Here is a 20,942-nt window from a genome sequence, read left to right on the forward strand (position 1 = left end):
GCCTTAAATAATTTTTGGGTTTAGATTTTGATTATAGCTATTGTTTGATTAATGATTGTAAATTGTAAAAACTAGATATAATTTTATATAAAATTGATGTGTAAATTTAATTATATTAAGGAAAAACAATGTTAATCCAAAATCATCTAGATAAAAATTTTCAAACTCCTGCTTATATTTTAGAAGAAGACAAACTTAGAAAAAATTGTGAACTTTTGGCTAAAGTGAGTGAAGAAAGTGGTGCAAAAGTTTTACTTGCTCTCAAAGGATTTGCGTTTTCAGGTGCTATGGATATAGTGGGCGAGTACTTATCAGGCTGTACTTGTAGCGGGCTTTGGGAGGCTAAATTTGCTAAAGAATACATGGATAAAGAAATTCATACTTTCTCTCCTGCTTTTAAAGATGATGAAATAGATGAAATCATCAACCTTTCACACCATATTGTATTTAATTCTTTTAATCAGTTTAAAAAATTTAAAGATAAAGCAAGTAAAAAGTCTCTTGGTTTGCGTTGTAATCCAGAGCTTTCAGTGGCTCCAAAAGAACTTTATAATCCTTGTGGTAGATTTTCAAGGTTAGGAATTCGCGCAGTTGATTTTGAAAATGAAGACTTAAGTGCTTTAAGTGGGCTTCATTTTCATGCTTTGTGTGAAGAAAGTGCGCATTCTTTAGAGCTCGTGTTAAATGCTTTTGAAGCTAAATTTTCACAATTTATTAAAAATATGAAATGGATTAACTTTGGCGGGGGACATCACATCACAAAAGCGGGTTATGATGTGCAAAAGCTGATTGATCTTTGTAAAAAATTTAGCGATAAATACGGAGTGCAAGTGTATCTTGAGCCAGGTGAAGCTATAGGTTGGCAGTGTGGGACTTTAGTTGCAAGTGTTGTTGATATCGTGGAAAATGAGAAAAAAATAGCTATTTTAGATACTTCAAGTGAAGCTCATATGCCAGATACTATCATCATGCCTTATACTAGTGAAGTTTTAAATGCTAGAATTTTATCAAGTCGCGATGGGGAAAAATATAGCGAGTTAAAAGAAAATGAATTTGCTTATTTGCTTGGTGGCAATACTTGCTTAGCAGGAGATATCATGGGCGAATACGCTTTTGATCAAGAGTTAAAAATAGGGCAAAAAATTGTATTTTTGGATCAAATTCATTATTCTATAGTGAAAAATACTACATTTAATGGAGTAAGACTTCCAAATTTAATGCTTTTGGATAAAAATGAAAAATTATCCATGGTGAGAGAATTTGGCTATGAGAATTATTCAAAAAGAAACTAAAAAATGAGTTTTTTTGTAGTTTTTTAGAAATTTATGTTTTTTAAATAAAACTTTTTTTAAAATAAAAACGGAAACTGAAATTTAACAAAACTACAACGATAATGTTTGTAATATTTAGGAGTATTTATGCATAGAGTTATACTAGCTCTTTTGGCCTGTTTTAGCTTTCTATTTGCTCAAGAAAATTTTGAAGTTAAAAACACTCAAATTTGGGATGTGCAAAGAGTGATGAATATAGAAAGTTATCAAAATTTTGGTGCTTTGTGGACTAAGCTACAAGGTGAATACATCGCAAGTGCTGTTTTGATCATACTCATTGCTGTGATCTCGGCTTTTGCATTGCATTATATGGTAATTGGTCCTAAGAAATTCTCTCATGATGGTAAGAAAATTTATGCTTTTTCGGTCTTTGAAAGATTGTTTCACTTTGTAGCAGCGATCTCTTGGATCATTCTTGTGCCAACGGGTCTTATTATGATTTTTGGATCGTACTTTGGCGGAGGATTTTTTGTAAGATTATGTAAAAATTTACATGGTATCGCAACGATTTTATTTATCATTTCTATCATTCCTATGTTTTTATGCTGGATCAAAAGAATGCTTCCTGCAAGTTATGATTTAAAATGGATGATGATAGTTGGAGGGTATTTAAGCAAAGAGAAAAAACCTGTACCTGCGGGTAAATTTAACTTTGGTCAAAAGTCATGGTATTATATCGCTGTATTTGGTGGCTTTTTGATGATCACTACGGGTGCTTTTATGTTTTTCCTTGATTTTAATTCTACTTCGTTGCAGTCTATTTTTGGAATTTCTCATATAGATATTTTAAGAGCTTCTGCTATCATTCATAATATTTTGGGAATTTTATGTGCAGTGTTTTTTGCTATTCATATTTATATGGCTGTATTTGCGATCAAAGGAAGTATTCACTCGATGATTAGCGGATATAAAGAAGAAGAAGAAGTTTATATTTTGCATTCTTATTGGTATAAAGAGTTAAGCGATAAAAAACAAATCAATCCTTCTTTTACTTATGATTCTAAAACAAAAATTTAAAATCTCTTGATTTTTTTAAATTTTCCTTGTTATAATCAGATAAAAATAACAAGGAAAATTATATGATACAAGATATCGATCTTTCTCGTAAGTATTTTTACGAATTTTTCTCCAAAGCATTTAATTTTATCGATGAAGAAGAATTTGAAATTTGGCATAAGCAAGTTTTAGCCTTAGCCCAAAGTCCTTTAGATGAAAGTTTAAAGCCTGATTTTGAAAAGTTGTGTGTGTGTAATTTTGCAAGCTTTAAAGAAGAGCAAAACAGCGTGTTTTTTGATTTTTCTTATGTAAATGTACCTATTAGTGCTTCCTTTTATGATGAAGGTAGAGATGATGGTAAAATGAAGCTTCAAGCCTGTGAGATCATTAGAAAAACAAAATTTAGAAAAAAAGAAGAATGCAGACAAAGCGAAGATGAATTTGGATTTTTATTCGCTTTTATGGCAAGTATTATTGAACATGACTTAAAAGTTGCACAACAATTGTTTCGTTTTGTGATCAACCCTGTGGTAGATGAATTTATAGAAAAACTACAAATTCATAAAAATTCAAATTTTTATATTGCTATTGCCAATATTATGAAAGTATTTTTTGTGAGTGAAAGGGCTTACTTAGAAGTACAAGCACCTGTAAAAAAAGAAGGTAAAAGTATCGCAGATGAAGCACTACAAAGACTTCCTTATGAACCAAGGCTTCCGACTAAATTTAGCAAAACTAATATCGAGGAATTAAGCAAGCTATAATTTTAATATGTATTTTGTTACCAAAATACATATTATCAAAATCATCTTTTTATGAAAACGGAAATTAAATAAAATCTTAAGTGAAAATATGCAAAAGTTATGATGTTTAAGTGTGTAAATACTTTAAAAATAAGTATTTATAGTTATTCTTTACTTTTATTTCAAAGGAGAGAACATGGAAGCTAACCAAAGAAGAGATTTTCTTAAAAAATCTTTGAAAATTGGTGCTTTAGGGGTAGTTGCCGGAGCGAGCGTAAATGCTTTAGCTAAGGATGATTACCAAGAGCAAAATACAGTAGTTTTGGGAAAAAGCACTAAAAAAGAAGTGCTTTATAAAAAAACTATGCATTGGGAAAAATACTACAAAATAGCTTATTAATAAGAAAGGAAGAAGATGGCATTAGCAAGAAGAAATTTTCTTAAGCTTGCTGGTATTGCTGGTCTTGGAAGTGCAGCTTTTGGTAGTGATAACAAAGCTATTAGAAATGCGAGCGAACAAGAAGTAGCAAATCCTTATCCAGATTCAAAGATTGTAAGAACAATCTGTAGTATCTGTAGTGCAGGCTGCGGGATTAAGGCTGAAGTTCAAGATGGGGTTTGGGTGCGTCAAGAAAACGCTATAGAACATCCTATTTCTCAAGGATCACACTGCTGTAAAGGGATAGATCAAATCGATCTTACCAAATCAAAACAGCGTATAAAATATCCTATGAAAAAAGAAAACGGCAAATGGGTACGTTTAACTTGGGAGCAAGCGATCAACGAAATCGGTGATAAAATGCTTGAAATCCGTAAAGAAAATGGACCTGATAGCGTTATGTTCTTAGGTTCGGCAAAGTTTAACAATCAACAAGCTTATTATTTTAGAAAATTTGCAGCATTTTGGGGTACTAATAATATAGACCACGTTGCTAGAATTTGACACAGCGCAACAGTCGCCGGTGTGGCGAATACATGGGGTTATGGCGCTATGACAAATCATTTTGGTGATGTGACTAAACACTCAAAAATGATGATTATTTTTGGTGCAAATACCGCAGTGGCAAATCCTATCGGGTTTAAACACTTATTGCAAGCTAAAGATCGCAATAATGCTAAATTAGTAGTTGTAGATCCTGTATTTACAAAAACAGCAGTGCATGCTGATGAATACGTGAGAATTCGTCCAGGTACAGATATAGCTTTAGTTTATGGTATGCTTCATTTGATCTTTAAAAATGGTTGGGAAGATAAAGAATTAATCAAAACTAGAACTTATGGTGTTGAAGAAATTAAAGCAGAAGCTGCTAAGTGGACACCAGATGTGGTTGAAGATGTAACAGGTGTTCCAGCGGCTCAACTTGAAAAAATCACAAAAATGCTAGCTACAATCAAACCGGCTACATTATTTTGGGCTTTGGGCATTACTCAACACTCAGTAGGTAGTTCTAATACAAGAATTTTGGCTATTTTACAACTTGTTCTTGGTAATATAGGTAAGCCTGGTGCAGGTACTAACATCATTAGAGGGCATGATAATGTTCAAGGTGCTACTGATATGGGGTGTTTGGCAGATACTTTACCAGCTTATTATGGTTTAGGTGATGATGCGTGGAATCACTTTTCAAATTTTTGGAATGTAGATAGAGAATACTTAAATTCAAGATTTTATTCCAAAGAATGGATGCATGAAAAAGGTTTCTCACTTGCAAAATGGTGGCAAGGTGTTTTACACGAAGAAAAAACCTACTCAAATTCTCCAATCCGTGTGCTTTGGGTACAAGGAACAGGTATCACTTCTATGGCGCATACCGTAAAAATTCAAGAAGCGCTTAAAAAGCTTGACATGATCGTAATCGCTGAACCTTTTGTTAATGAGGTTGCAGTTTTAGCAGATCGTCCAGATGGTATTTATATCATTCCTGCTTCAACTCAGTTTGAAACAGAAGGTTATGTAACAGCAACTAACCGTGCTATGCAGTGGCGTTCTCAAGTAGTAAAACCAATCTATGAAAGCAAAGAAGATCAAGAGATCATGTTTGCATTTGCGAAGAAATTTGGCTTCTATAAAGAATACACTCGTGGTATGAAAATGGAATTAAAAGATCATAAGCTTGTACAAACAAGAGATGATAATGATGATAATTTTGTATGGCCTGATGATGCTACAAGAGAGATGAGTAATGGTCTTTTGAGCATAGGTTTAAGAGGTATTTCTGCTGAACGTTTAAGAAAACATCAGCAAAATTGGGAGCATTTTGATCCTGATACGCAAAGAGGTCTTGGCGGTGATGTTAAAGGTGAATACTATGGTTTACCTTGGCCTTGTTGGGATAAACAACACCCAGGAACTTCTATCATGTGGAATACTGACATTCCTTACGAAGAAGGTGGTATGGGCTTTAGAAATCGTTTTGGTTTGGAGCATGATGGGCATTCTCAGCTTGCAGATGATAGCTTTACACCAAAAGGTTGTAAGGTAAAAGGTGGATATCCACAAATTACTAAAGAAAATATCGAAAAAGTATTCAATATCAAATTAAGTGATAGTGAAAAAGAATTAATGGGTGCTAGCTGGAGTACAGACATTTCAGGTATCATCTTAGAAAAATGTAGAGAAAAAAGTGCTTGTTGTTTAGGTAATGCAAGAGCTAGAATGAAGGTTTGGGAATTTGCCGATCCAATCCCACTACATAGAGAACCTTTACATTCACCACGCTGGGATTTGGTTAAAAAATATCCTACTTGGGGTGATCAAGCGAAAAACTTTAGGGTTGAAAGTAAATTTATTAGCGAACAACAAAAGAAAGACTGGAGTAAAGAATTCCCAACCATTATCTCAAGTATGCGTTTGGTGAATTTAAGTGGTGCGGGTATGCTTGAAAGAACAAGTAAATATCTTGCAGCAATTACTCCTGAAATGTTTGCAAATGTACACCCAGAACTTGCTTTAAAATACGGCATAAATGATGGAGATATGATGTGGATCCATTCACCACAAGGTACTAAGATCAAAGTTAAATGTGTGCATAATCACTCTGTAACACCGGATAGAATTTGCTTACCTTATAACTTTGCAGGTATTATGCAAGGTGTGGATTTAAGTTATAACTATCCAGAAGGTACTAAACCTTATACCATAGGTGAAAGTTCTAATACAGTTACAAACTATGGTTTTGATATTAACACGCAAATTTCTGAATTTAACGCAGGACTTTGCAGACTTGAGAAAGCGTAAGGGGTAAGTCATGGCTAGAATGAAATTTTATGTAGATAATAATCGTTGTATTTCTTGCTTTGCTTGCCAAGTAGCTTGCTCAAGTGCGCATGAAGTACCAGTGGGGATCAACAGAAGAAAGGTTATCACTTTAAATGAGGGTATAGAAGGCAAAGAGTTTTCGACAACTCTTGCTTGTCAGCACTGTACTGATGCACCATGTGAACAAGTTTGTCCTGTTAAATGCTTTTATATTAGAGCTGATGGTATTGTTTTACATGATAAAAAAACCTGCATAGGTTGTGGGTATTGTCTTTATGCTTGTCCTTTTGGTGCGCCACAGTTCCCAAGAGATGGTGCATTTGGTATTAAAGGAGAGATGGATAAATGTACGATGTGTGCAGGTGGTCCAGAGCCTACAAACTCTCATGAAGAAAGAGAACTCTATGGACAAAACCGTATAGCAGAAGGTAAAGTACCTATGTGTGCTGCGGTTTGTTCTACCAATGCACTTTTAGTTGGTGATGCAGCTGAAGTAAGTGCAATGTATAGAAAAAGAGTAATGCTTAAAGGACAAAATTTAGGACTTGATGCAAAATAATAAAAAGGGTGTATAATCACCCTTTTTTACTACTTCTTATTCAAGGTTAATTCATGGAAGAACTCACTTTGCAAATTCAAAAAAATCTTGATAACAATAAACTTTCTTGCAAAAAAGCATTAGAGCTTTTAAAGTGCTATCCTAAAGAAGATTTTCAAAATACGATTAAAGATTTAAATGTAAAAATTTCAGATTGTGAGCTAGGGCAGTTTGGAAAGCTTGATAAAAATATCGCTAAGAGTGAAATTTTAGAATGCTTAGAAGCAAAACTAGACCAAAAACGCAAAATATCTTGCAAAGATGCTTTAGAGTGTGCTAGAAATTTCAATATAGCTGATGTTAGAGCCACACTAAAAACATATAAAATTGATGTAAAATACTGCGAACTTGGGTGTTTTGAAGAAAAAAAAGGAAAAAAATTTCATATCAAAAGTAAAATATGGATAGAAAATCCAGATGGAGAATTGCTCTTTGGTAAAGGCAAAACAGATATTTTGGAGCTAGTGGGAGAGTGTGGGAGTATTTCTCAAGCAGCTAAACAATTAGGGATTAACTATAAAAAAGCATGGCTTTATATACAGGATTTAGAAAAAAATATGAAAGAGGAATTACTCATTGCAAAAAAAGGAAGAGGAAGTGAGGCTGGTAGTAGACTTACTCCAAGGGCATATGAGTTGATCCAAAATTTTAAGATTTTACAACAAGATGTAGAAGAATATACCAATAAAAGATTTAAAGAGCTATTTTTTAAGAAAAATCAAGAAAAAGACAAAACTTAATTTGAATACAAGTTATAAAAATATATTATTAGTAAAAAAGGTAAAAAAATGAAAATTGATTGTAGAGATTTAGCGTGCCCACGCCCTGTAATAGAAACAAAAAAAGCCTTAGAAGAGCTAAAAGAAAATGAAAATTTAGAAATTCTTTTAAATTCGCAAGCTTCTAAAGAAAATGTAATGAGATTTTTAAAATCTTTAAATTTGGATTTTGATGTTAAAGATTTAAATGATGAGAGTATTATTTGCGTTGCGAATGGTTTTGAGCTAACACAAGGACAAGATGAGAGTATTCAAGAATATAATGTTTTATTTTTAAAAAGTGATAAAGTAGGCGAGGGAGAGTTGGGTAAAAATTTAATGCAAGGCTTTTTAAAAACGCTAAAAGATTTACCCAATAGACCTCAAAAAATTTTATGTGTAAATGAAAGTGTTTTGATTAATGTAGATAGTTCGCATTTGGCATTTGAAGCGATGAGAGAACTTGAGAATTTAGGGGTTGAAATTTATAGCTGTGGAGCATGTTTAGAATTTTTTGGTAAAAGCAATGCACTAAAAATAGGGAAAATAGGTAATGCCTATGAAATTTTAAATGAACTTTTTGGAAAGGCAAAGATTATATCTTTATGATATATAAAAATCAAAAACTAACACAATATGTAAAAGCTGCAGGTTGAGCTGCTAAAATAGACTCGTTGGGTCTTGACAAAATTCTTAGCATACTAAAACCGCATGAAAATGTTTTAAGTGGTATTGTTAATAACGAAGATGCAAGTATTTATAAACTAAATGATGAGCTTGCATTAGTTCAAACACTTGATTTTATCACGCCTGTGGTAGATAGTGCATATCATTTTGGCGCAATTGCTGCTGCAAATGCTTTAAGCGATGTATTTGCCATGGGTGCAGAAGTGATTAATGCTTTAAATATTGTAGGTTTTGATACTTGTCATTTTAGCAATGATGTATTGTTGGAAGTGTTAGAAGGTGCAAGAGCTAAGGTTGAAGAAGCTGGTGCGGTATTAGTAGGTGGACACACCATAGAAAATCATGAATTCATTTTTGGCTTAAGTGTAACAGGGGTAGTGCATCCGAAAAAATTTATAGCCAATAACGGTGCAAAAGATGGCGATGTGATCTTGTTAACTAAGCCTTTGGGCAGTGGTATCATTAGCACTGCTATAAAGGCTGGTTTATTGGAAGATGAGAAGATTTTAAAAGCAGTAGAGCATATGAGTTTTTTAAATGTATATGCAAGTCGTATTTTAAAAGAATTTAAAAGCCTTAGTGCTTTGAGCGATGTGACAGGTTTTGGGCTTTTAGGGCATTTAAAAGAAATGCTTAATAAAACCATTATGATAAAAATATACAAAAGCGAAATTCCACTTATGGAAGGAGTTTTGCCAATGGCAAATATGGGTATTATCCCAGAAGGTGCTTATAAAAACAAAGAGAGTTTAAAAACCTGGGTAGATAATTCACAAGAAAAAGATGAGGATATCGTTTACTTTGATCCTCAAACTTCAGGAGGACTTTTGGCTGCTATGAGTGAAAAAGACGCCAATGAAGCTTTAAAAATCTTGAAAGACCACGGTATAACAGCAAAAATTATCGCACAGTGTGTAAAAAATACCCATAATTATTTATTATTACGCTAATATTTTATTTTAAAAATCATTTTTTTGTTTATAATTGTTACTTTTTTACACTTATAATTAAATTATTTATAAATAAGCGAAAGATTTTTTGAGTATTTTTGTATCATAGAATTATGTTAACTAACAAATGGAGGAAAGAATGGTACAAAAATCTTTGCAATTAGCTGAAGAATTACAAAGAAAGATAGAAAGTAATATCTCTCAAAGTGAAAAAGAATTTCACGCAAAAATGCAAAAACTTTTAAATAACCCTAAAAACAAAGTAATGTTGATCGAACTTTTAGATCGTTCTTTTAGATGTAAAGACAAAAGTGCTAGTTTTGAGCTGATAGAACACACTTTAAATAAATATGGTATAGCAGATTTTTTCAGTGCTTTTGAAAAATTTTTACTTTTTTCATTTTTAAATTTTGGAAAATTTGCCCCAACACTTAGTGTGCCATTTTTCATCAAGCATTTAAGAGAAGATACTAAAGCGATGGTTTTAGATGCAAATCCTAGCGTTTTAGAACCTCATATGCGTAAAAGAAAAGATGAAGATAAAATTACTTTAAATGTTAATTTAATCGGCGAAGAAGTTTTAGGTGAAGCCGAGAGTGCTTTTAGAATGAAAAAATACGAAGAAGCTTTAAAAACTAGTTATATTACCTATATATCTATTAAGATTACTACTATTTTTTCTCAAATCAATATCATTGACTTTGAATACTCTAAAGATGAGATTGTAAAAAGATTAGACAAATTATACGCATTAGCTTTAGAAGAAGAAAAAAAGCAAGGTGTATCTAAATTTATCAACCTTGATATGGAAGAATTTAGAGATTTAGAGCTAACAGTAGAAGCTTTCATGGAAAGTGTTTCAAAATACGATATTAAAGCTGGGATTGTTTTGCAAGCTTATTTGCCTGATTCTTATGAGTATTTGAAAAAACTTTTTGCTTTTTCAAAAGAGAGGGTTTTAAAGGGTATGAAGCCTATAAAAATCCGCTTTGTAAAAGGAGCAAATATGGAAAGTGAAGAAACCATAGCTTCGCAAAGAGGTTGGGCACTTCCTACTTTTTATAAAAAAATCGACACTGATAGTAACTATAAAAAAATACTTGATTTTGTACTAGATGGCGATAATTATAAATACATTAATATAGGTATAGCAAGTCACAATTTATTTGAAATAGCTTATGCTTATACTCGAATTTCACAAGCTGGAGCTTTATCATCGTTTACTTTTGAAATGCTAGAAGGTATGAGCTTACAATGCTCTTATGAGCTTTCTAAAATGCATGATCTTATACTTTATGCGCCAGTTTGTGATGAAGCGCATTTTAATAATGCTATTGCATATTTGGTAAGAAGACTTGATGAAAATACTAGTGAAGATAACTTCATGCGATATTTTTTCAATCTTAAGATTAATGATACAAATTGGCACAAACAAAAAGAATTATTTATCAAGTCTTTAGAGGGTGTTGCTAGTTTAGATAATTCTACTCATAGAACTCAAGATAGAAACAACGAGGTTAAGGCTATAAGTTCTTATGAGAGCAAAGAATTTAAAAATGAAGCTGACACTGATTTTATCTTAAAAGCTAATAGAGAATGGGCTAAAGCAATACGCACTCGATATGAAAATTTAGAAAATTATGATGTTTATCCAGTTGCTAAAGATGAAATTAAAAATGAAACACTACAAGTGATAGAAGTAAAAGATAAAATCAATAATCGCACCATAGGTAAAGCACATCTTGCAGGCCAAGCAGAGATTAAATACGCTTTAGATGTAGCTAAGAGTTCAAATTTTAGCGAATTAAGTCATGATGAAATTTATAAAATTCTAGCAAAAACTGCCCAACTTGTTAGAGACCGTAGGGGTGATTTGATAGGCATAGCAGCTTTAGAAGTAGGAAAAACTTTCTTAGAAATTGATCCTGAAGTGAGTGAGGCTATAGACTTTTTAGAGTTTTATCCACACTCTTTGGAAAAACTAAAAGAGCAAAACCCTAATACAACTTTTAAAGCAAAAGGCATAGGTGTGGTGATTGCGCCATGGAATTTTCCGGTGGGTATTTCAGTAGGAACTATAGCAGCGCCTTTGGCTGCAGGAAATAGAGTGATTTATAAACCATCATCTTTATCAATGCTAACAGGTTATATGCTTTGTAAGTGTTTTTGGGATGCAGGAATTCCAAAAGATGCTTTGATTTTCTTGCCTGCTAAAGGAAGTGATATATCAAAATACTTGCTTATTGATCAAAGCGTGAAATTTTCAGTATTAACCGGTGGAGAAGAAACCGCTTATGCAATGCTTAAGGCAAATCCAACTTTACTTTTAAGCGCTGAAACAGGTGGTAAAAATGCAACTATTGTTTCTAAATTTGCTGATCGTGATAGCGCGATTAAAAACATCATTCATTCAGCATTTTCAAATTCGGGTCAAAAATGTTCTGCAACTTCACTGCTTGTTTTAGAAGAAGAAGTTTATAATGATGAAGAGTTTAAAAAGACTTTAGTCGATGCTGCTAGATCTATGGCAGTAGGGAATCCTTTTGTATTTAAAAATAAACTCGGTGCTTTAGCAGATAAACCAGATGTGAAACTACAAAAAGCGTTAGATGAGTTAGCTCCATATGAAAGTTGGGCTTTAAAACCTAAATTTATAGATGATAATCCTTGTCTTTTAACTCCGGGGATTAAATATGGAACCAAAAAAGGTGATTTCACACATATGAATGAACTTTTTGCGCCAATTTTAACTGTAATGAAAGCAAAAGATTTAAAAGAAGCTATTGAGATAGTTAATTCAACTGGTTATGGCCTTACGGCGGGATTTGAGAGTTTGGATGAGAGAGAATGGGAGTATTTTCACACTCATATAGAAGCGGGAAATATTTATATTAACAAACCAACAACAGGTGCTATAGTTCTTAGACAACCTTTTGGTGGTATAAAAAAATCAGCTATTGGTTTTGGTAGAAAGGTTGGAATTTACAACTATATTACGCAGTTTATGGATATAGAGCAAAGTCAAGCTGATCAAAATGTGTTAGAAAATGAGTTGGTTTCAAAGATAAACGCATTAAGTCTTGATTTAAATGAAAAAGACAAAGCAGATTTTGAAATCATCAAAGCTATGGCTAAAAGTTATGTTTATCATGCAAAACATGAATTTGCAAGCGTAAAAGACTATGTGAATATAAGAGGAGAGGATAATCTTTTCTCATATACAAAAGTAAAAAATATTGCCTATAGGGTGTATAAAGATGACAGTTTAAAAGATATGCTAGGGGTGATTTTAGCAGCAAGTGTGTTAAATATTGATCTTATTTTTAGTTATGATGAACATGAAAAAATAGATCTTGTGCAAAAGATTAATCAAAAAATCAGCTCAAAAACTTTATTTCTTAAAGAAAGTAGAGAAAATTTCATTAGTAAAATGGCTAATTATGAAAGAATTCGTTATTTTGGGCCTCAAGATGTAAATGATGCAATTTTCATAAAAGCTGCTAGTTGTGCAAAAATCATCGCTAATGCTAAACCTTTGATAAATGGTCGTTTTGAGTTGCTTTTATATCACAATGAAAAAGCTCTAAGTATATCTTTCCACCGCTATGGAAATTTAGGCATTCGTGCTTTAAAATAAAAAGGAGAAAAAATGGAGGTTGTACACATTAATACGCAAATTGCGATTATGTTTGTCGCGTATTCAGCATTAATGCTTTTTATTGGATTTTATTTTTATAAGCAAAATAAAAATTCAGAAGATTATTTCTTAGGTGGTCGTTCCATGGGGCCGGTAGTTTCAGCACTGAGTGCTGGAGCTTCTGATATGAGTGGTTGGCTTTTAATGGGTTTGCCAGGGGCTTTATATGTAAGTGGATTGGCAGATAGTTATGTGGCAATAGGACTTAGCATAGGGGCTTTTTTAAATTGGGCTTTTGTGGCAAAAAGACTTAGAATTTATACAAGTGTGATTGCAAATTCTATTACAATTCCTGATTATTTTGAAACAAGATTTGATGATGATAAGCATATATTAAGGGTGGTTTGTGCGATTGTTATTTTGGTGTTTTTTACCTTTTATGTTTCTTCAGGACTTGTAGGAGGAGCAAAGCTTTTTGAAGCAACCTTTGGAATTCAGTATGATTACGCACTTACTACAGGAACTGTGATTATAGTAGCATATACATTTTTAGGTGGATATAAAGCAGTTTGCTGGACGGATTTGATTCAAGGTTTGTTGATGATGGGTGCTTTGATTGTGGTGCCTATTGTGATGGTTTATCATTTAGGTGGTATTGAAGAAGCTATGAATATAGTAAGACAAATCAAACCAAACACCTTTTCTATGGGTGAGGGGTTAAGCTTTTTAGGAATTATATCAGCACTTTCATGGGGGCTTGGATATTTTGGTCAACCTCATATTTTAGTACGCTTTATGTCGATAAGATCAACTAAAGATATTCCGACTGCAACTTTTGTGGGAATTTCTTGGATGGTTATTTCTTTGCTTGGGGCTTGTTTTATAGGTATTTTAGGCATAGCTTATGTAAGTAAGTTTGAACTTAGTTTGCAAGACCCTGAAAAGATTTTCATAGTGATGTCACAATTGCTTTTTAATCCTTGGATAGCAGGTATTTTACTTAGTGCTATTTTAGCAGCTATTATGAGTACAGCAAGTTCGCAATTACTTGTTTCAAGTTCAACCATAGCAGAGGATTTTTATAAAAGAATTTTCAATAAAGAAGCATCAAATAAAACTGTAATGAATCTAGGTAGATTTGGGGTTTTGGCTGTTGCTGTGATAGCTTTTATCATCTCTACAGATAAAAATTCAAGTGTATTGAGTATAGTAGCTTATGCTTGGGCGGGTTTTGGTGCAAGCTTTGGTTCTGTTATGGTCTTTTCTTTGTTTTGGTCAAGAATGACTAGATATGCTGCGATTGCAGGTATGATTACCGGTGCAGTTGTGGTAGTGGTATATAAAAATTTCTTAGCAGAGTGGCTTGATTTTCCTATTTATGAAATTATCCCAGGATTTTTAGCTGCTTCTATTGTGATTATCTTAGTGAGTTTATTCACAAAGGTACGCCCAGGAACTAAAGCAGCTTATGAAACAATGTTAAAACATCTTTAATGGTATTCTCGCATTTTGCGAGAATACTTTATGAAAAAAGATTAATCAAATAAGTATTTAAAGGTATCGCAACGATGTCAATTAAAACCGCACCACATAATGGAACAATCAAAAAAGCTTGTCTAGAAACTAGATTGTATCTAGAGCAAACAGCATTCATATTTGCTACCGCATTTGGTGTAGCACCTAAACCATGCCCCATCAATCCTGCACACATAATTGCACTGTCGTAATTTTTCCCGCATAATCTAAAAACTACAAAAACCGCAAAAAGCAATAAAGCTAAAACCTGTACAAGTAAAGTGATAAAAAGAGGCATAGCAACGGTACTAAGTTCGTTTATTTTTAAACTCATCATAGCCATAGTTAAAAAGATACCAAGGCTAAGTTCACTTATAGTGTCTATGGTGTATTGATTTAGCTTGAAAAGATTAAAAACATCATTGATATTTCTGATGATAATTGCAATAAGCATAGCACCAACATAACTTGGTAAAGAATAGCCGCTATATTGTGTAAATTTTGAGCTTAAGAAAAACCCAACGCACATAATACATAAGATCAAAAATAATGATTTTAAAAAATCTTTATAACTAGCAATACGAAATTCATGTTTTAAAGGATCAACATCTTTGATATCTTGATTGGTTGTGATGGTTAGTTGGTGTTTACTGATGAGGTATTTTGCCACAGGGCCTCCAAGTAAGGAGCCAGAAATCAAGCCAAAAGTAGCTGCTGCTATTGCTAAAACCTTGGCATTATTAAGATCGCTTATTTCTTCAACCATACTTCCAAAAGCTATGGCATTTCCATGACCTCCTTCTAAAGAAACAGCACCGCATAAAATTCCATATAATTTGTTTAAATCAAACAAACTCATCATAGAAATACCAATAAAATTTTGCATTAAAGCCATAAACCAACAACACCCAAGATAGATCAAGAGAATTTTTCCACCTATTTTTAAAAGCTTAAAACTACCGCTTAGTCCTATCACGGTAAAAAAAGCTACCATTAATGGTATTTGTAAACTTGTATCAAATTTAACTTCTATGTTAGCAAAACTCAAAAACCAAATAAGCAAACTTACTAAAAAGCCACCTATAACCGGCGCAGGAATGCAAAATTTTTCTAAAATTAAAAGATGTTTTTTTAGATACATTCCAAACAATAAAACCCCAATGCTAATAGCCAATACACTTAAACTATCAAAACTCATACAACATCCTTTCTTAGTAGTAAATATGCCAAATACGCAGCAACTTTTGCTGTGTGGTTGTCTATATCAAAGTGAGGGTTAAATTCACAAATATCTGCTAGAAAAACTTTTTTACTTTCAAAAATTACTTTCAGTGGTTGTAAAATTTCTTTTAAACTTATACCAAAAACAGCAGGAGCACTTACTGCAGGTGCTATACTTTGTGAAAATACATCCATGTCTATTGTGAGATAAATCACTTCATTTTGTTTTAAGAACTCTTTTATAGCTTTTATAGAATTTTCAAATTCATGATCTAGTATATAATCTGCTTGCATATTTTTCATGGTTTGAAAAAGTGCTTTTGTATTGGATAGCTGACTTGCACCCAAACAAAGATAGGAAAAATGATAATTATTTTCTTTTGCATATTCATAGGCTTTATAAAAAGAATTTCCTGAAGTGTGTAAATTTTGTTTTCTTACATCAAAATGTGCATCAAAGTTGATAACTCCTACTTGCTTTTTATAATCTAAAAGTGCTTTTATAGGCGCTAAAGAAGTTTCATGTCCACCGCCTAAAATCACGCCATAATGTTGGTTGTGTAAAATTTCTAAACACTTATTATAAAGCATATCATCGCCTAGTTCAAGACAGTCAAAACCTTCAATATCCCCCAAATCATCAAAGTTAAAATCATCATGAACGGCAAAATTTGCCATATTTTTTCTTATGATTTTTGGAGCTAATTCACTTCCAATCCTGCCATGATTTCTTTCTACACCTAGCGAGGAGCAAAAACCTAGCAATTTGTTGTTAGATTGAGAGTTTAAACACTTAAATAATCTTTGATGTATTAACTCATTGCCATCATTTCTACCTTTCCACATATATCCTCCTTTCTTGCTTGTTTATTTTAATATAGGACTAATTTTTAAATATATTTGTTTTTTAAAAAACTTGTATGTATTTTTGTGTATTTTGGTAGCATTGATTTTTTTATTAAATATTCTTTTGGTAACAATAAATGTTTGGTAGGCCTTTAAAATCAGCTTTTGTTTTACATAGAGTCAAAAAAAGTTTTAAGTTTGCTTTTAAGATAAGGAATTACCATATATATAATTTACAACCAAAAGGAGAATCATGCAAAAAAATAATCAAAGAACTTATGATTTATTTTTAATCATCACATCTATTTTGGCCGTGTTTTTAGTGATCGCTATATTGCTTGCAAATCCTAGTAAAGCTTTAGAAGTAGCAAATTTTCTTTTTAGTAAACTAACTCATACTTTTGGATCTTTTGTGCAGCTTTTTGAGTTTATTTGTGTGGTATTTGTAATTTACTTGGCTTTTTCTAAAATAGGTAATATTAAGTTAGGCGATGGGAAAAATCCTTACTCCAATACAGCTTGGATTTTTATGTTTATTTGTGCAGGTCTTGGTTCTGCTACTATGTATTGGGCATTTATGGAGTGGGCGTATTATTATTTAGCACCTGGTTTAAACATTACACCACAATCAGCAGAAGCTTTAAGAAGTGCAACCTCTTTTGTTTATTTGCATTGGGGGATTACTCCTTGGTCTGTGTATGCTTTAAGTTCTATAGCAATGTGTTTTCATTTTTATATTTTAAAAAATAAAAATCTTAAAATTTCAAGCTTGATAGCAAATATTTTACATATTAAGCAAAGTGCAGTACTTGATAAAATCATTGATGTTGTGTTTTTATTTAGCACTTTTGGTGGGCTTGTGCTTACTACTACTTTGTCTATTATAACTATTAGTGCGGGAATTTCTGGAATTTTTGGTGTTAGTGATGATTTTTATTTAAAATTTATACTTCTTGCTAGTATTACAGCTGTGTTTACTTTTTCAAGTTTTGTAGGGCTTTCACGGGGTATGGCAATACTTGCTAAAATTTCTTGTGTATTGTGTTTTGTATTTGCGATATTGGTATTTATTTTAGGCGATAGTGTCTTTATATTGAATAATATCATAAATAGTATAGGAGTGTTTTTTAGTAATTATGTTTCTATGAGTTTATATAATGATATCACAGGTGCAAGTAGTTTTAATGCAGATTGGACAGTTTTTTACTGGCTTTATTGGATCACCTATACTCCTGCTGTGAGTATTTTCGTAACTAAAATTTCTAAAGGAAGAACCATTCGCCAAGTAATTTTTGGATTAATTGTAGGTGGATGCATTGGAACTTGGTTTTTCTTTGGAGTTTTAAGTTCTTATGCAATAGATGTTTTTCAAAGTGGAATTTTAGATGTTCCTGGTTTTATTAGCTCTAATGCAGGTGAAGCAGGGGTGGTGGCGTTGATTAAAACACTGCCTTTTGGAAGTATTTTTGCTCTTTTTTATTTTTTGATTATGATGATTTTTTTAGCCTCGCATATGGATGCAACTGCTTTTACGATTTCTTGTGTAAGCACTAAAATCAATAGTGAAAATCCTAGTAAATATCTAAAAGTTTTTTGGTGTATTATGCTTGGGTTGATTCCTTTGGTAATGCTTTACATCAAGGCAGATTTAAATACTTTAAAAGTAGCAGTGGTTTTAAGCGCTGCGCCGTTTTTGATTATACTAGCGATTAGTTTTTATGGACTTATTCAATGGATAAAAAGGATAAAAAATGAAAATTGTAAAAGTTGAACCTATATGGTTGAGAGTAAAACCTTTTAATGAGCCTTGTGAATGGGGTGAAGATGCATTTATTTTAAAAATTCATACTGATAATAATCTTTATGGAATTGGGGAGAGTGATAGTGCTGCTGCAGTGTTAAAAATGATGTTTGAGCAGCCTAGTACGCATGGATCTTGTAGAAATTTAAGCGAAATTTTATTAGGGCAAGATCCAAGAAATATCAAGAAGATTATGGATGATTTACTTGAAGGAAGTGCATATTATGGATATAGTGGAGCGCTAATTTGTGCATTAAGTGCCATTAATATCGCATTGTATGACTTACTAGGAAAGATTTATGGTGTTAGTGTGGCTGTTTTGCTTGGTGGAAAAAGAAAAGACTACTTAAATGCTTATGCTACTTTTATTCCAAGCCAAGATTTAAAAGCAAATGCGGTTAAGGCTAAGCATCTAAAAAGTGAAGGATTTAAGCTACTGAAATTTGGTGGTGCTGGTTTTGGAAGTAATGCGTTAAGTGATAAAGAGATTATACAAGGTATAAGAGAAACAGTTGGAGATGAGGTTAAGCTTAGTATTGATTTGGTTGGGCTTTGGAAAAATTTTTCTTATGCAAGAGAAAGATTTTTGGATATTAAAGAGTATAATCTAGAGTGGATAGAAGAACCTGTGGGTATGAATAATGTTTGTGATTATGCAAGACTTAGTGAGCATTTACCTTGTAAAATTACAGGCGGAGAAGGTTTTTACACGCAAAATGAATTTGAAAATTTTATAAAAAAATCAAAAGTTTCTATAGTCCAGCCAGATATTACAAGGTGCGGGGGATTTGATACTATGGTTGAGGTTGAAAAATTATCTTTAAAATATGGTTGTGATTTAGTTCCGCATGGTTTTTCTACGGGAATTTTACTTGCTGCTACAGTGCAATTTTTAGCAAGTAGCAAGCATTGCGATTTGATTGAATACTCCCAATCTACAAGTGCACTTTACACGCATTTGGTGAAAAATTTAATTCCTTGTAAAGATGGAATTATAGCAATTGAAGATGTTGTGGGTATAGGAGTAGAGCTAAATGAAGAGTTGATAAAACAATATCGCATTGATATTAAGATTTGAGTTTAACTCAAATCTTTTATGGTTTTTGAATTAAAAATTTTAAACTAGGGCCGTTTTGATCAATTTCTAAAACTTTAAAACCACGATTTGTTGCATCATGAGGTATAGAATTAATACTTTGTGGGCAATCACATAAGATTTCTAAAATCTCTCCTGATTTTAGCTCTTTTAATGCTTCAAGAGTTGCTATGGCAGGATATGGACATGCCTCACCTTCTAAATTTAAACTATAGTGAATGATCATTTTTTCCCTTTGTTGTATTGTAAAAAGAAGAATTTTTTATATTGCAAAATGAGTAAAAATAAAATTGCAAACAAAGCGAGATTGATCAAAAGTCCATTAAAATAACCAAAATCATTTAAAAGATGAACTTTAATGCCTTCTGTAAGCGCTTTAGGAAAATGATCGTAGTTTAAAGCAAGTATCATGGTTCCAATGATATTTGCGATACCAACTATCATAAAATGGCTTTGTCCCTCACATGCTCTATACATCCAACCGCATTCGCATCCACCTGCAAAAACTATCCCAAAGCCAAATAAAAAAGATCCCAACATCAGTGCAGGAGAAATTTCTACAACTTTACTAGTATGACCTTGTAGGATAAAAGCAAAAACAATCAAGCAAGCTACTATCATTGCGATTAAAGCTCCTTTGATGGCATTATCTCTTCCAAATAAAAATAAATCTCTAAAGCAAGAAGTAAAACAAATTTGTGCTCTTGAAATCACAAAACCAAAAACAAAGCCAAAAATAAGTGCTAAAGGAAGAAAGCTTTTTTTGTCATTTAGATGAATATCTTGTATAGGTGTCATGAAGATAACATAATATACAAACAAGATGAATATAAGCATTCCTATATAAAAATAAATCTTTGCGCGGTTATCATATGTTTTTTGTTTATGATATTCTTTACATACGCGTTCTAGTTTGGCTTTTGGCTTAAAGAAAGATAAATTGCATACTTTAACCGCTGTAAAAATTCCTAAAATCATAAAAAAAGTAAAAACCCAAGTATGTAAAGAAAAATAAGGTAAACCCGTAAAAAAATTCGCCAAGTTGCAACCAAATGCAAGTCTTGCGCCAAAACCAGATAAAATTCCACCCACTATAGCTTGAAAAATTCGAATTTTACTTGCTGGAAGACGCCATTTGAATTTGTTTGCTAAAAATGCAGCTACTAAACAGCCTATAAGCATGCCTATTAGCATAATGCCATCAATTCTTGTCAAGGGAGTTCCGTTTAAATTTTGCTTTTGATAGTAAGAATAAGTGCTTAAATCCATACCAAAAAGCTCTAAAAGTTCTCCACCCCAGCGTGTCATCTCTCCTGTAACAGCCCAAACACTACCAAAAATTCCAAAATAAACAGCGCTTATAATTCCAAGTATAATCATACCTTTAGAATTATCCCAAAAATTAATAAGAAAATATTGTTTGAAAGATTGCATAAGATATCCATTGTACTGTAATTGTCAAAACTTGACACTAAATAAAGTATGTATTATAGCTAAGAAATTT

17 protein-coding genes are annotated in these 20,942 nt (G+C 32.4%); 13 read left to right on the forward strand and 4 right to left on the reverse strand.

Annotated elements, in window-relative coordinates; translation table 11 throughout:
* Positions 1-128 precede the first annotated feature (128 nt).
* The 11 genes from nspC to putP all read left to right on the forward strand — a co-directional run bounded on the left by nspC (position 129) and on the right by putP (position 14,453).
* On the forward strand, positions 129-1,292 hold the full coding sequence (nspC, locus tag A0083_RS01875) for a carboxynorspermidine decarboxylase (protein ID WP_120759701.1): 1,164 nt from the start codon (positions 129-131) through the stop codon (positions 1,290-1,292).
* 126 nt (positions 1,293-1,418) lie between these two features.
* Positions 1,419-2,348 carry a formate dehydrogenase subunit gamma gene (locus A0083_RS01880; protein ID WP_120759699.1) on the forward strand — a complete coding sequence of 310 codons (930 nt, stop codon included), beginning with the start codon at positions 1,419-1,421 and terminating at the stop codon, positions 2,346-2,348.
* Between the two features lie 62 nt (positions 2,349-2,410).
* A complete protein-coding gene (locus A0083_RS01885) occupies positions 2,411-3,091 on the forward strand; it encodes a TorD/DmsD family molecular chaperone (protein ID WP_197553808.1) in 681 nt (226 codons plus the stop codon).
* Positions 3,092-3,266: 175 nt separating this feature from the next.
* Positions 3,267-3,470: a twin-arginine translocation signal domain-containing protein gene (locus A0083_RS01890; RefSeq protein WP_012661099.1), complete on the forward strand. Its 204-nt coding sequence runs from the start codon at positions 3,267-3,269 to the stop codon at positions 3,468-3,470.
* Positions 3,471-3,485: 15 nt separating this feature from the next.
* Positions 3,486-6,308, forward strand: coding sequence for a formate dehydrogenase subunit alpha (locus tag A0083_RS01900; RefSeq protein WP_120759695.1), 2,823 nt, complete (start codon positions 3,486-3,488; stop codon positions 6,306-6,308).
* A 10-nt stretch (positions 6,309-6,318) separates the two neighbouring features.
* On the forward strand, positions 6,319-6,888 hold the full coding sequence (gene fdh3B, locus A0083_RS01905) for a formate dehydrogenase FDH3 subunit beta (RefSeq protein ID WP_012661101.1): 570 nt from the start codon (positions 6,319-6,321) through the stop codon (positions 6,886-6,888).
* A gap of 53 nt (positions 6,889-6,941) precedes the next feature.
* Positions 6,942-7,667 (forward strand): winged helix-turn-helix domain-containing protein, encoded by a 726-nt coding sequence (locus A0083_RS01910; protein ID WP_120759693.1) that lies wholly within the window; start codon positions 6,942-6,944, stop codon positions 7,665-7,667.
* Positions 7,668-7,715: 48 nt separating this feature from the next.
* Positions 7,716-8,294, forward strand: a complete 579-nt coding sequence (gene yedF / locus A0083_RS01915; RefSeq protein ID WP_197553811.1) for a sulfurtransferase-like selenium metabolism protein YedF — start codon at positions 7,716-7,718, stop codon at positions 8,292-8,294.
* Complete coding sequence (gene selD / locus A0083_RS01920; RefSeq protein ID WP_120759689.1) at positions 8,291-9,322, forward strand: selenide, water dikinase SelD; 1,032 nt, start codon at positions 8,291-8,293, stop codon at positions 9,320-9,322. Before yedF (A0083_RS01915) ends, selD begins: the two co-directional genes overlap by 4 nt.
* A 139-nt stretch (positions 9,323-9,461) precedes the next feature.
* Entirely contained in the window at positions 9,462-12,959 is a 3,498-nt protein-coding gene (locus A0083_RS01925; RefSeq protein WP_197553814.1) for a bifunctional proline dehydrogenase/L-glutamate gamma-semialdehyde dehydrogenase, read from the forward strand.
* Positions 12,960-12,971: 12 nt separating this feature from the next.
* Positions 12,972-14,453, forward strand: coding sequence for a sodium/proline symporter PutP (gene putP, locus A0083_RS01930; RefSeq protein WP_120759685.1), 1,482 nt, complete (start codon positions 12,972-12,974; stop codon positions 14,451-14,453).
* A gap of 28 nt (positions 14,454-14,481) precedes the next feature.
* On the opposite strand, the gene gltS is transcribed toward putP, so the two are convergent.
* Both gltS and A0083_RS01940 read right to left on the reverse strand, forming a co-directional pair.
* The gene (gltS, locus tag A0083_RS01935) at positions 14,482-15,672 is read right to left on the reverse strand and encodes a sodium/glutamate symporter (RefSeq protein ID WP_197553817.1); all 1,191 of its coding nucleotides are present in this window, start codon (positions 15,670-15,672) and stop codon (positions 14,482-14,484) included.
* Positions 15,669-16,541, reverse strand: coding sequence for a formimidoylglutamase (locus A0083_RS01940; RefSeq protein ID WP_197553820.1), 873 nt, complete (start codon positions 16,539-16,541; stop codon positions 15,669-15,671). Before A0083_RS01940 ends, gltS begins: the two co-directional genes overlap by 4 nt.
* Before the next feature lie 253 nt (positions 16,542-16,794).
* On the opposite strand from A0083_RS01940, the gene A0083_RS01945 reads away from it, so the two are divergent.
* Positions 16,795-18,312, forward strand: coding sequence for a BCCT family transporter (locus A0083_RS01945; RefSeq protein ID WP_197553823.1), 1,518 nt, complete (start codon positions 16,795-16,797; stop codon positions 18,310-18,312).
* Entirely contained in the window at positions 18,293-19,420 is a 1,128-nt protein-coding gene (locus tag A0083_RS01950) for a mandelate racemase/muconate lactonizing enzyme family protein (RefSeq protein WP_197553826.1), read from the forward strand. Before A0083_RS01945 ends, A0083_RS01950 begins: the two co-directional genes overlap by 20 nt.
* Positions 19,421-19,436: 16 nt before the next feature.
* On the opposite strand, the gene yedF (A0083_RS01955) is transcribed toward A0083_RS01950, so the two are convergent.
* The gene (gene yedF / locus A0083_RS01955) at positions 19,437-19,664 is read right to left on the reverse strand and encodes a sulfurtransferase-like selenium metabolism protein YedF (protein ID WP_120759676.1); all 228 of its coding nucleotides are present in this window, start codon (positions 19,662-19,664) and stop codon (positions 19,437-19,439) included.
* On the reverse strand, positions 19,661-20,872 hold the full coding sequence (gene yedE / locus A0083_RS01960; RefSeq protein ID WP_120759674.1) for a selenium metabolism membrane protein YedE/FdhT: 1,212 nt from the start codon (positions 20,870-20,872) through the stop codon (positions 19,661-19,663). Before yedE ends, yedF (A0083_RS01955) begins: the two co-directional genes overlap by 4 nt.
* Positions 20,873-20,942: the final 70 nt, after the last annotated feature.

Origin of the sequence: Campylobacter sp. 2014D-0216, assembly GCF_014931215.1 — a bacterium.
In the GTDB taxonomy this organism is placed as follows: Bacteria; Campylobacterota; Campylobacteria; order Campylobacterales; family Campylobacteraceae; genus Campylobacter_D.